This is a genomic window from Alsobacter sp. R-9 (genome assembly GCF_054612375.1).
The window spans coordinates 145,854-157,309 of record NZ_JBTSWJ010000004.1 but is presented as its reverse complement, the minus strand read 5'-3'; the positions used below and the strand labels follow the sequence as shown (position 1 = coordinate 157,309).

The window sequence follows — 11,456 nt, the reverse complement described above, 5'->3', positions numbered from 1 at the left end:
AAGAGCCCGCCGCGGGGGCGGCGGGCTCCGTCATGGTCAGGCCATCGCCGAGGCCGCATCACGCGGCCGGCGGCGTCTCCGGGGCACCGCTGCCGGTGCCCCGGCGGGCCGCGACGAAGGCGTCGAACTCCGCCTTGTCCTTGGCGCGGCGCAGGCCCTCGATGTACTCGCCGAAGGCGTGCTGCTCCTCGACGAGGCGGTCGAACTCCGCCTGCAGGCGCTGCAGCTCGCTCTCCTTGTAGGACTCGAAGGCGCTGTTGCCGCTGTCGCGGCGCAATTCGCGGTTGCCGTTCCAGCCGCCGCCCCAGCCGCCGCCGAAGCGGGCGTCGCGGCTCTCGCCCTGACGCTCGGCGCGCCGGCAGGAGCTCATCCACCAGCCCTCCTTCCAGCCCTTCCAGGCGAGGATGGCGAGGCCGATGGGCCAGAACACCACGAAGCCGCCGATCATCGCGGCGAGTTCGAGCGGGCGCCAGGTGCGGGTCTCGGCACGCGGGCCCCAACCCTCTCCTGACCAGGCGTGACGCGACAGTGTCGAGGACATCCGTCCCTCCATGTTAATGTGACGAACATTTACATGGTGGACGGGAGGGCCGTCGTCAAGATGGGGACCGGGTGTTCGCGCGCAATGGCGCGCAATGGCGGGTCAAGGCAGGCCAAGGCGGGCAATGGCGGGCCAAGGCGCGCAATGGCGGGCCAAGACGGGCAACGGCGAGCAAGGGCGGGCCGAGGCGGGCAAAAGGCGGGAGCGCGGCCCTGAGGGCCGCGGCCGGAGCGCCGCCTGCAGCCTTCTCCTGCCTCGTGCGAGCCGACCGCTGCACGGCCACCCCGCCATACTGATGAGCAGCTCGCAGGATCCGCCGAGGTGGCGCCGCGGGCCGAGCGCCTCCTCAGCCGCCACCACCGCCTCCTCATCCCGAGGAGCGGCCGCAGGCCGCGTCCGGCAGGAGACCCGGCGGTCGTGCGCCTCGCCGGTGAAGCCCCCGGGCGGGGCCGCGCCCCCTCCGCCGTCAACACCGGCCGGAGCGCCGCAGGCGAGTGGGGAAGCGTCTCCACGGCTCGACCGGACGCTCGGGATGGCCTCCCCGTGCCTGCGTCGCGCCGGGGATGATGGCGGCGACGGCCAGTCGGCGGCGGCCTCCGGCGAACCCCTCGGCCCCGATGAACCCCTCGGGCCGGCGCTGCAGGCCGCGGTCGTCAGCGGGCGGCGGCGGAGACTTCCGTTGCGACGAGCGCGGACGTGTCTGCGACCTCGCCCCCGCCGACGGGCTCGGCGGGCGGGGCGAGGGGCAGGTCGTCCCGGTCGGGCAGGCGTCGGCGTGCGAGGGTGGCGCGCAGGTCGTCGCGGGTCGCGTACCAGCCCGACGGGTAGGGCAGGTGCGACAGCCACCACCGCGCGCCGGCCACGGAGGCCTTGGCCTCCGCCGGAGCGAACGGCATGCCGGCCAGCGCCGACAGGAGGGATGCGTCGCTGTCCGCCTCGATGACGGCCGGCATGAAGCCGCGACCGCCGATGACCGCCAACGGCATGGGCCCTGTTCCGCACTGCCGCCGGACGAAAGGCGGCCGAGGATCAGGATTTGCGGTTGGAGCGGTCCCGTCTACGAACCGGAGGTTGCCGAAGCGGGTGCATCTTGCACGCGCCAGTCGTGGTGCGGCGTGCGGCCCCTGCCATCGGCCTGACCGCGGCGACAGCCCGGACTGTGCTCAGAGTTCCCGCACCTCGACGAAGGCCACAGGTTCGCAGGCGTCGAGCGCGGCATCGACCGCGTCCCGGTCGACGCCCTCCTTCACCTTCGGCAGATCGTCCGGCGCCAGGTACACGAGATAGCCGAGAAGGTTGTTGAGCGCTGCGCTGGGATGCTCCTCGGCGTAGCTGCGCTCGTCCTCCAGCGTCAGCCCGTCGAAGCGCTTCACCGCCTCCAGCGGGCTCTCGTCGCGCGGCGGTCCGTCGAGGTCGAGCGTGTCGGCGACGATGGTGCCCGTCACGTTGTCGAGGAGGATGTAGCGCGGCATCGTCGTCTCCCTGCTGCGTCGCATCCCCGTGTCGCACGGATGGCGCCCCGGGCCAAGCAGGGCCTCGCCGGATCGCCGGAGCGGTGCTATCGTTCCATCATGGGACGGATGCTCGGCATCATTCTCCTCGGCGTGGTCAGCGTCATCGCCGCGGGCCCTGCGGCCGCTTGGACGGCGCCTCCGTTCGACGATCCGACAGAACTTGCGCTTCCTGGTGCAGCGGACGGCCTGCTCAAGGCCCATGCCGAGGGGATGCAGGGCGCGGGTTCGACGGGGGAAGCCGAGGCGGGCGTTCATCCTGCCGGAACCGAATTTCCCTGCACGTGCCGGGCCGCCGGGCGGACCTTCGACATGGGCGAGACGACCTGCCTCGCCACACCCGAGGGACTGAGGCTGGCCCGCTGCGTGATGGTGCTCAACAACACGTCCTGGGAAATCATGCGGACGCCGTGCCCGTCGACACGGCTCGGCGACGAGGCGTCCCCCGCCGGCTGACCGCCGGCCCTCCACCCGTGTACCGGTCGACAGTCCGACGCGGCATCACATGCTCCAAATGCAAACGCCGCCGGAGTTGCCTCCGGCGGCGCTCGCTTGATGGCTTGTTCGCAACCGGAGCCCCATCCAGCGGTAGCTGCTCCCCCAGCCCCGCTTCCCCGGTTGTGGCGAACGCGTCAGATCAGTCCCAGCACGACGGCTCCCACGAGAGCGAAAGCCGCGCACATGGCGACCAGATTCAGCCTCTGGGCAATGACCATGGGGTCCTCCTTTTGGCGTCCTGCGCTGTTTACGCATTCTTAAGATAGCACCGCCGCGCGGGGAGTCGAAGCTTTTTCGACCTTGCAGCGCATCATGACCGAGGTCTTGCGCGGGATTGAACAGATTAAGCCAGTCTTTAACGAATGGAGCGACCGCGGTTCCTGAGCAACGCCATGCACTTCGGCCGGCTCCCAAGTCGAGCGGGCCGATGGAATGGGTTAATCCGCGCCGTCGCGTCTCGATCAGGCCCTGTGGATGAGATCTTCCAGCCGCTGCGCCGCGGCAAGGGCCAGGGCATCCCGCGCGAAGGGCGCGATCACCTGCAGGCCGAGCGGAAGGCCCGCGGCGGTGGCGAAGCCCGGCACGTTGACGCACGGCACCCCGAGCAGCGTCCAGAGCCGGTTGAACCGCGGGTCGCCCGTGCTCTCCCGGCCCGGCGCCGGGCCGGGGGCCGACGGCGTCAGCAGTACGTCGACTTCTGCTTCCGTGAAGGCGGCACGCAACTGCGTGCGGGCGCGGCGCGCGACGCCCCGCGCCGCGTCGTAGTCCCGCGCCGTGATGCCGGCCGCATCGGCCAGCACGCCGGCGATCATCGGCGGCAGGCGGCTCGCGTGGTGCCTCAGCTCCCACGCCATCGCCACGCGTGCCTCGTAGCCCTGCACGAGCGGGGCGGCGTGCCAGCCGGCCTCCACGTCGGGCGGCAGGTTCACGGCGCGCACCCCATGACCGGCGCGCTCCAGCAGCGCCACGGCCCGCTCGAGCGCATCGGCCATCTCCGGCTCCGGCTCGCCGCTCGGCTCGGGGAGCACGAGCCCGAAGCGAAGCGAGGCCGGCTCGCGCGCCTGCACCATCGGCCGGCCGGCGATCGCCTCCAGCGCCGCGGTCACGTCGGCGATCCCGGCGGCGAAGAGCCCCAGCGTGTCGAGCGTCCAGGCCTGCACCTTCACGCCCGCCGTCGGCAGCAGGCGGAAGGACGGCTTCACCGCCGCGACCCCGCAGAAGGACGCCGGACGGATCACCGACCCGCCGGTCTGGGTGCCGATGGCGAGCGGCACGAGGCCCGCCGCCACCGCGGCCGCGGACCCCGAGGAGGAGCCGCCCGGCGTGCGATCGGCGGCATGGGGGTTGAGCGTCGTCGGCGGGTCGAGGAAGGCGAGGGCTGTCGTCTGCGTCTTGCCCGCGACGAAGCCGCCGGCCGCCTCCACGAGGCTCACGACCGGCGCGTCCGAGCGCGGCCGCCAGCCGCCCCAGATCGCCGGCACGCCCATCTCGGTCGGGAATGCGGCGGTGTCGATGATGTCCTTCACGCCCACCGCGATGCCGGCGAGGGGGAGCGAGGGGTCGGCCGACGACGTCGCCCGGTCGGCCACCGCGACGAAGGACCGGAGCCGTCCGTCCTCCTCGCGGATGCGGGCGAGGCTTTCGCGCAGGGCCTGCTCCACGGTGAGCTCGCGGGCGGCGATCCGCCGCCGCAGGTCGACGAGCGACAGCATCGTCATGTCCGCCCTGCCAGTCTGAGGATGGCGCGGGTGCCGCGCCGGGCGATGGGAATCGCGATGAAGGCGGCCACGACCGCGCACGGCCATGCGACGACGAAGGCGATGGCCCAGCGCTTCATGTAGTCCGGCGGGAAGCCGACGTTCAGCGCCGTGACGAGCGCCGTCATCAGGAACGCCATCACGCCCGACATCAGGATCGGAAAGATGTACCGGGCCGGTCCGTCCATGCTGCCCCCGCTCTGCAGAGCCCGAGGTTTCACGGACGGACGGGCGCGTCAAGCGCCGGGGCCCGGCCAACCCGGCGTTTGCCGCGGTCGTGCCAATCGGCTAACGCATGCGTCATGCACAGGCGCGGTCCCTTCGGCGATCACGGGTCCCCTCCCTTCGGATGCGGGCCGTTCGCCCGGCGTGGCTATCACCACGGCCGGCTGAAGGAGGCGCTCGTGGAGGCGGCGCGCGCCCTGCTCGGCGAGCGCGGTGCCCAGGGCTTCTCGCTCGCCGACGCCGCCAAGCTCGCGGGCGTCAGCCCCGCCGCTCCGTACCGCCATTTCCGGGACCGCGACGCCCTGCTGGGCGAGGTCGCGAAGCAGGGCTTCGCGCTCTTCGGCCAGCGGCTCTCCGCGGCGCTCGCCGGAAGCCAAGACCCGTCCGCCGGGTTCCAGGCCATGGGTCGGGCCTACCTCGCCTTCGCGCGCGAGGAGCCGGGCCTGTACGAGGCGATGTTCTCGTGGTGCGCGGCCCCGGCACGCGCGGAGGGAGAGCCCGGCACGCCGGCGGGGGCGTTCGACATCCTGCTCGACGGGATTGCGGGGGCGCTCGCGGCAGCCGGCAAGGCGGTGGGGGACCCACGCACGCTGGCGCTTCAGGTCTGGGCGCTGTCGCACGGGGTCGCGACGCTGGCGGCGGCCGGGCAGCTGGGGCCGCAGGTCGATCCGGACAGGGTGCTCGAGGACGGCGTGGCGGCGCTCATCGCCGGCCAGCGGCCGTCTGGCGCGGCGTCCGCGCCGCGCTGAGGAGCCGGCGCGGCAGCGCCGGAGCCGTCACTCGCCGAAGATGGACTCGATCTTCTGCTTCAGCGTCTGCGCGTTGAACGGCTTGACGATGTAGCTGCTGACGCCGGCCTTCTTGGCGGCGATGACGTTGTCGGTCTTCGACTCGGCGGTCACCATGATGAACGGCGTCTGCCGGAGACGGTCGTCCGAGCGGACGGTCTTCAGCAGCTCGTAGCCGGTCATCGGCTCCATGTTCCAGTCGGAGATGATGAGCCCGTACTTGCGCTGGCGCAGCTTCTCCATCGCCGCCACGCCGTCGGTCGCGTCGTCCACGTCCTCGAAGCCCAGCTGCTTCAGGAGGTTGCGGATGATGCGGATCATCGTCTGGTAGTCGTCCACGACGAGAATGGGGGTCGATGGATCCATCTGCAAAGGTCTGCCTCCTCAACGCCCGGCGCCTTCCAACCCGGCGCGGCGTGCGGAAAGTATGTCCGGCTCGGGGTCAGCAATAGGTCGGGCGCGCTTTCGTTTGCGTTAACGGACCGGTTGCAGTCTGGTCCTCGGGAAGGATTAGCGAACAAAGTCTTATGGTCGCGGCGCGGCGCGTGCCGGTACTGTACGGCCCGACTTGCTGGAAGGAGCCCGCCGTGGCCTTGAGGACCTTCACCTTCGACGAACTGCATGTGGGCATGCGCGAGACGTTGCTGCGCACGGTGATGGCCAGCACCGTGAACCAGTTCGCCGAGGTCTCGGGCGACGTGAACCCGATCCACCTCTCCGACGACTTCGCCTCGCGCACGCGCTTCGGCCAGCGCATCGCCCACGGCATGTTCACCGCGAGCCTCATCTCGGCCGTCATCGGCACCCGGATGCCGGGGCCCGGCGCAGTGTACCTCTCGCAGACGCTGAAGTTCCTCGCGCCGGTGAAGATCGGCGACGTCGTCGCCGCGGTCGTCGAGGTGGCCGAGATGGTGGAGAAGGGCCGCCGCGTCCGCCTCGACTGCCAATGCCTCGTCGACGGCAAGCCCGTGCTGGAGGGCGAGGCCTGGGTGATGGTGCCGGGCAGCGCGCCGCGCTGACGACCGAGTGGCCGGGCAGGGGACGGTGTCCCCGCCCTGGAGCGGGCACCGAGGCCAAGAGGCATCGCCGGCCGTGGTCGACGCAGGGCGTAGCGGTCAGGGGCGCCGGTCGTCCTGTCGAGGTCGTCTCTTTCTCGTTCTCTCTCTTTCACTCCACTCTTTTTCCTCGCTCTCTCGCTCTCTCGCTGTCTCCCTCTCCCTGAACGCGGAGCGCTTTCCCTCCCCTTGTGGGGAGGGGCAGGGGTGGGGGTCTTCGGGACATCTCTTCCGGACATCACCGTCTGGCACGGACGAAGAACAGCACGGCCTCATGGTGCGACCCCCCACCCTCGATCCCTCCCCACAAGGGGGAGGGAGGCCGTCTGCGACCCCACGCCCGAGGCCGGGGAAGCTCACGGTCGCCCAGCCCGACGATCGTCCCGCCGGGCCCCGACGATGTCCTCTCGCGGCCTCACGATCTTCTTGTGGGTCCCCGCGATCCTCGCCCCGGTCCCCACGATCTCTCCGTCGCGCCCTGCGACCTTCACGCCGGTTCCCGCGATCTCTCCATTGAGTTCCCCGATCTCCTCGCTCCGACGCCTAGCCCCCGGAACCCAGACGTTCGGCCCCGGAACTCACTTGAGCGCGTGTCCCTCACGCCCCTGCCCCTTGACCGGCGGGGCGGCGCGAGACAGTTTGCGGCCTCCCGGACCGGCGCCGCGCCGGCCGCAGCGGTCCCAGCCCGGCCCCCATGAGTGAACGTACGCCGACCGATCCGCGCCGCTCCGACGCGCCGTTCGCCGTGGTTCGCGGCCGCGGGCCGGTGCCGGCTGCGCTCCAGGGCGCCGTCGCTGCGCTCGGCAACTTCGACGGGCTGCATCGCGGCCATCGCACCGTGCTCGCCGCCGCCCGCGACCTCGCCGCCGGGATGAGCCGCCCCGCGGTGCTGCTCACCTTCGAGCCGCATCCGCGCGCCTTCTTCCGTCCGCAGGATGCCCTGTTCCGGCTGACGCCCGAGCCCGTGAAGCTGGCCACGGCCGCGGCGCTGGGGCTCGACGGCGCCGTCGTGCTGCCGTTCGACGCGACCCTGGCCGCGACCACGGCCGAGGAATTCGTGCGCGACATCCTCGGGCGCGACCTGCATCTGGGCGGTGTCGCGGCTGGCCACGACTTCCATTTCGGCAAGGGCCGCGCCGGCACGCCCGGCGAACTGGCCCGCCTCGCCGCCTCGTGCGGCCTCGCGTCGCGGATCGTCGAGCCCCTGCTCGACGGCGCGGAACCCGTGTCCTCGAGCGCCATCCGCGCTGCGCTGGCGGAGGGTGACGTGGCCCGGGCAGGGATGCTGATCGGCTCGCGCTGGATCGTCCGCTCCACCGTGCAGCACGGCGACAAGCGCGGCCGCACGCTCGGCTTCCCGACGGCAAACCTCAAGCTCGAGCCCGGCTGCAGCCTGCGCCACGGCATCTACGCCGTCCGCGCCGCGCTCGACGACGGACGCGTGGTGGACGGCGTCGCCAGCTTCGGCCGCCGGCCCACCTTCGACGATGGCGCCCCCCTGCTCGAGGTGTTCCTGTTCGACTTCGCCGGCGACCTCTACGGCCGCGTCGTGGACGTCGAGTTCGTGGCGTGGATCCGCGGCGAGGAGAAGTTCGACAGCGTCGACGCGCTGGTCGCCCGCATGGCCGTCGACAGCGCGACGGCGCGCGAAGCGCTGGGCCGCGCCGCGGCGGGGGAGGGCGCGCCGTCCCTGCTGCCGCTGCCGCGCGTCGGCTGAAACGCGACGCCCTCGATGGGGACGCCCTTTATCTGCGCCGGCCCGCCTGCTAGAAGGCCCGGCATGGCTCGGTCACGGCTCCATAACGCGTCCATCGCGCGAATTACCGGCCCGGCCCTCGCTGCCGGCTGACGCCGCGCGACGGGTCGGGATGCTGACGCCTGTCGCCCCGAGGCGTGAGAACGCCAGAAGCCCAGACAATGCCGCCGGCCGCGCCGGCGCCCGGATGATCCCGCCATGAACGATCGCTCGAAGGACGCAGCCGCCGCCGGCCGCGACTACTCCAAGACCCTGTTCCTGCCGCAGACGGAGTTCCCGATGCGCGCCGGCCTGCCCCAGCGCGAGCCGCAGCTGCTGGCGCGCTGGCAGGAAACCAACCTCTACCGCCGGCTGCGCGAGACGGCGGCCGGCCGGCCGAAGTTCGTGCTGCACGACGGCCCGCCCTACGCCAACGGCAACATCCACATCGGCCACGCGCTCAACAAGATCCTCAAGGACATGGTGACGCGCTCCCAGCAGATGCTGGGGCACGACTCGAACTACGTGCCGGGCTGGGACTGCCACGGCCTCCCGATCGAGTGGAAGATCGAGGAGGAGTACCGCAAGAAGGGCCGCAACAAGGACGAGGTTGACGTCGTCGAGTTCCGCAAGGAGTGCCGCGCCTTCGCCGAGCACTGGCTCGGCGTGCAGCGCGAGGAGTTCAAGCGCCTCGGCGTCGAGGGCGACTGGGCGAACCCGTATTCGACGATGGCCTTCGCGGCGGAGGCGCAGATCGCGCGCGAACTGATGAAGTTCGCCATGACCGGCCAGCTCTACCGCGGCTCCAAGCCGGTGATGTGGTCGGTCGTCGAGAAGACCGCGCTCGCCGAGGCCGAGGTCGAGTACCACGACCACCAGTCGACGACGATCTGGGTGGCCTTCCCCGTCGAGCGCACCACCGACGTGTCGCTGAGCGACGCGGCGGTCGTGATCTGGACGACCACGCCGTGGACGATCCCGGCCAACCGCGCCATCGCCTACTCGAAGGACATCGCCTACGGCCTCTACAAGGTCGTCGCGGCGCCGGAGGGCAACTGGGCGAAGCCGGGCGACCTCTACGTGGTCGCCGACAAGCTCGCCGAGGAGGTGATGAAGGCCGCCAAGGTGGAGGGCTTCCAGCGCCTTCGCGAGGTCGATCCCGCCCATGTCCAGGCCTGCCGCCATCCCTTCCGCGGGGCGGCAGGGGCGGAAGGCTTCTACGACTTCGACGTGCCGATGGTGGCCGCCGACTACGTCACCGACGACGCCGGCACGGGCTTCGTGCACACGGCGCCCGGCCACGGCGCGGACGACTACAACACCTTCGTCGCCAACCGCGCCGTCTTCGCCGCCGCCGGCACCGAGCAGGTGCCCCACACGGTCGCGCCCGACGGCTCCTACTACCCGCACGTGAAGCTCTTCGAGGGCGCCCGCGTCTTCGACGACAAGGGCAAGGAGGGCGACGCCAACAAGCGGGTGATCGCGAAGCTGACCGAGGTCGGCGCGCTGGTGGCGCGCGGGCGGCTGCAGCACAGCTACCCGCACTCCTGGCGCTCCAAGGCGCCGCTCATCTTCCGCAACACGCCGCAGTGGTTCATCGCCATGGACAAGCCGGTGGCGAGCCTCGACGGGCGCACGCTGCGGCAGGTGGCGCTGACCGCCATCAGCCACACGCGCTGGGTGCCGGCGGTGGGCGAGAACCGCATCAACGGCATGATCGAGAACCGGCCCGACTGGGTGATCTCGCGTCAGCGCGCCTGGGGCGTGCCGATCACCGTGTTCGTGCACAAGGAGACCGGCGAGGTCCTGCGCGACGAGGCGGTCAACGCCCGCATCGGCGCGGCCTTCGAGGCGGAGGGCGCCGACGCGTGGTTCAGCGACCCGCAGGGCGCCCGCTTCCTCGCGCCCGAGCACGATCCCGCGCAGTACGAGAAGATCGACGACGTGCTCGACGTGTGGTTCGACAGCGGCTCCACGCACGCCTTCACGCTCGAGGACCCGCGTCACTTCCCCGGCCTTGCCGGCGTGAAGCGGGTCGTCGACGGCGGCCGCGACACGGTGATGTACCTCGAGGGCTCCGACCAGCATCGCGGCTGGTTCCACTCCTCGCTGCTGGAGAGCTGCGGCACGCGCGGGCGCGCGCCCTACGACGTGGTGCTCACCCACGGCTTCGTCCTCGACGAGAAGGGCGAGAAGATGTCGAAGTCCAAGGGCAACGTCGTCGCGCCGCAGGACGTCATCCGCGACAGCGGCGCCGACATCCTGCGCCTCTGGGTGGCGGCGTCGGACTACTCGGACGACCTGCGCATCGGCCCGGAGATCCTGAAGACCTTCGTCGAGACCTACCGGAAGTTGCGCAACACGATCCGCTGGATGCTCGGCACGCTCGCCCACCACGGCGGCGCGACGCTGTCCGCCATGGACGACATCCCCGAGCTGGAGCGGCTGATCCTGCACCGGCTGGCGGAGCTCGACGTTGTGGTGCGCGAGGCCTACGCGGACTTCGACTACAAGAAGGTGGTGGCGCAGCTGTCGTCCTTCATGACGACGGACCTCTCGGCCTTCTACTTCGACGTGCGCAAGGACGTCCTCTACTGCGACCCGGCCTCCAGCCCGACCCGGCTGGCGGCGCTGGCGGTGATCGAGGAGGTCTTCCGCCGCGTCACCGTATGGCTCGCGCCCGTGCTGGTCTTCACCGGCGAGGAGGCGTGGCTGGCCCGCTACCCGCAGGCCGAGTCCGTGCACCTCGAGGTCTTCCCGGAGACGCCGCCGAGCTGGCTCGACGGGGCGCTCGCCGAGAAGTGGGCGACGATCCGCCGCGTCCGCCGCGTGGTCACCGGCGCGCTCGAGGTGGAGCGCGCTGCCAAGCGCATCGGCGCCTCGCTGGAAGCGGCGCCCCGGCTCTACGTGGCCGACGACGAGCTTCGCAACCTCCTGTCGACGGTGGACATGGCCGAGGTGTGCATCACCTCCGGCCTCTGGCTGATGGAGGGCGACGGCCCGGACGAGGCCTTCCGCATCGAGGACGTGCCCGGCGTCGCGGTGGTGCCGACGACGGCGGAGGGCCGCAAGTGCGCCCGCTCCTGGAAGATCTCGACCGAGGTCGGGACCGATGCGGACTATCCCGACGTCACCCCCCGCGACGCCGCGGCGCTGCGCGAGTGGGACGCCGCGCACGCCGGGGCGGCGTAGAGCTGCCGCGGCTGCGGCCCCTCATCCGCCCGCTGCGCGGGCACCTTCTCCCCATACGCGGGGAGAAGGGAAAGCTGCCGCCGTCGGTGCGCGAGGCCCGGGCGCTTCCTTCGCTCCCACCGGGGGAGAAGGGAAAGCCGCCGCGGTTGGCGCG

General features: G+C 71.6%; 11 protein-coding genes. 5 read left to right on the top strand and 6 right to left on the bottom strand.

Annotation, left to right across the window (positions count from 1 at the left end; translation table 11 throughout):
- Positions 1-58 precede the first annotated feature (58 nt).
- The 3 genes from ACX9GQ_RS08745 to ACX9GQ_RS08735 form a co-directional block, all read right to left on the bottom strand.
- Entirely contained in the window at positions 59-541 is a 483-nt protein-coding gene (locus tag ACX9GQ_RS08745) for a DUF2852 domain-containing protein (RefSeq protein ID WP_459629132.1), read from the bottom strand.
- Between the two features lie 653 nt (positions 542-1,194).
- Entirely contained in the window at positions 1,195-1,527 is a 333-nt protein-coding gene (locus tag ACX9GQ_RS08740; RefSeq protein WP_459629131.1) for a hypothetical protein, read from the bottom strand.
- A gap of 177 nt (positions 1,528-1,704) precedes the next feature.
- The gene (locus tag ACX9GQ_RS08735) at positions 1,705-2,013 is read right to left on the bottom strand and encodes a hypothetical protein (RefSeq protein ID WP_459629130.1); all 309 of its coding nucleotides are present in this window, start codon (positions 2,011-2,013) and stop codon (positions 1,705-1,707) included.
- 39 nt (positions 2,014-2,052) lie between these two features.
- Between ACX9GQ_RS08735 and ACX9GQ_RS08730 the strand changes: the two genes are divergently transcribed.
- On the top strand, positions 2,053-2,508 hold the full coding sequence (locus ACX9GQ_RS08730; RefSeq protein WP_459629129.1) for a hypothetical protein: 456 nt from the start codon (positions 2,053-2,055) through the stop codon (positions 2,506-2,508).
- 503 nt (positions 2,509-3,011) lie between these two features.
- Here the strand turns inward: ACX9GQ_RS08730 and ACX9GQ_RS08725 are convergent.
- The gene (locus ACX9GQ_RS08725; RefSeq protein ID WP_459629314.1) at positions 3,012-4,262 is read right to left on the bottom strand and encodes an amidase; all 1,251 of its coding nucleotides are present in this window, start codon (positions 4,260-4,262) and stop codon (positions 3,012-3,014) included.
- A 2-nt stretch (positions 4,263-4,264) separates the two neighbouring features.
- Complete coding sequence (locus ACX9GQ_RS08720; protein WP_459629128.1) at positions 4,265-4,495, bottom strand: DUF2798 domain-containing protein; 231 nt, start codon at positions 4,493-4,495, stop codon at positions 4,265-4,267.
- Positions 4,496-4,711: 216 nt separating this feature from the next.
- Here ACX9GQ_RS08720 and ACX9GQ_RS08715 point away from each other — a divergent pair, with 216 nt between their 5' ends.
- Positions 4,712-5,281, top strand: a complete 570-nt coding sequence (locus tag ACX9GQ_RS08715) for a TetR/AcrR family transcriptional regulator (protein WP_459629127.1) — start codon at positions 4,712-4,714, stop codon at positions 5,279-5,281.
- Positions 5,282-5,308: 27 nt separating this feature from the next.
- On the opposite strand, the gene ACX9GQ_RS08710 is transcribed toward ACX9GQ_RS08715, so the two are convergent.
- Positions 5,309-5,686: a response regulator gene (locus ACX9GQ_RS08710; RefSeq protein WP_459629126.1), complete on the bottom strand. Its 378-nt coding sequence runs from the start codon at positions 5,684-5,686 to the stop codon at positions 5,309-5,311.
- A gap of 263 nt (positions 5,687-5,949) precedes the next feature.
- On the opposite strand from ACX9GQ_RS08710, the gene ACX9GQ_RS08705 reads away from it, so the two are divergent.
- From ACX9GQ_RS08705 to ileS, 3 genes are all read left to right on the top strand, one after another.
- Positions 5,950-6,339, top strand: coding sequence for a MaoC family dehydratase (locus ACX9GQ_RS08705; protein WP_459629313.1), 390 nt, complete (start codon positions 5,950-5,952; stop codon positions 6,337-6,339).
- A 730-nt stretch (positions 6,340-7,069) separates the two neighbouring features.
- Positions 7,070-8,092 carry a bifunctional riboflavin kinase/FAD synthetase gene (locus ACX9GQ_RS08700; protein WP_459629125.1) on the top strand — a complete coding sequence of 341 codons (1,023 nt, stop codon included), beginning with the start codon at positions 7,070-7,072 and terminating at the stop codon, positions 8,090-8,092.
- 237 nt (positions 8,093-8,329) lie between these two features.
- Positions 8,330-11,302: an isoleucine--tRNA ligase gene (ileS, locus tag ACX9GQ_RS08695; RefSeq protein WP_459629124.1), complete on the top strand. Its 2,973-nt coding sequence runs from the start codon at positions 8,330-8,332 to the stop codon at positions 11,300-11,302.
- Positions 11,303-11,456: the final 154 nt, after the last annotated feature.

Excerpts from the sequence above, each read along its gene's own strand:
- ACX9GQ_RS08745 (WP_459629132.1), bottom strand. The coding sequence starts at position 541 with ATGTCCTCGACACTGTCGCGTCACGCCTGGTCAGGAGAGGGTTGGGGC.
- ACX9GQ_RS08740 (WP_459629131.1), bottom strand. The coding sequence starts at position 1,527 with ATGCCGTTGGCGGTCATCGGCGGTCGCGGCTTCATGCCGGCCGTCATC.
- ACX9GQ_RS08735 (WP_459629130.1), bottom strand. The coding sequence starts at position 2,013 with ATGCCGCGCTACATCCTCCTCGACAACGTGACGGGCACCATCGTCGCC.
- ACX9GQ_RS08730 (WP_459629129.1), top strand. The coding sequence starts at position 2,053 with ATGGCGCCCCGGGCCAAGCAGGGCCTCGCCGGATCGCCGGAGCGGTGC.
- ACX9GQ_RS08725 (WP_459629314.1), bottom strand. The coding sequence starts at position 4,262 with ATGCTGTCGCTCGTCGACCTGCGGCGGCGGATCGCCGCCCGCGAGCTC.
- ACX9GQ_RS08720 (WP_459629128.1), bottom strand. The coding sequence starts at position 4,495 with ATGGACGGACCGGCCCGGTACATCTTTCCGATCCTGATGTCGGGCGTG.
- ACX9GQ_RS08710 (WP_459629126.1), bottom strand. The coding sequence starts at position 5,686 with ATGGATCCATCGACCCCCATTCTCGTCGTGGACGACTACCAGACGATG.
- ACX9GQ_RS08705 (WP_459629313.1), top strand. The coding sequence starts at position 5,950 with ATGCGCGAGACGTTGCTGCGCACGGTGATGGCCAGCACCGTGAACCAG.
- ACX9GQ_RS08700 (WP_459629125.1), top strand. The coding sequence starts at position 7,070 with ATGAGTGAACGTACGCCGACCGATCCGCGCCGCTCCGACGCGCCGTTC.
- ileS (WP_459629124.1), top strand. The coding sequence starts at position 8,330 with ATGAACGATCGCTCGAAGGACGCAGCCGCCGCCGGCCGCGACTACTCC.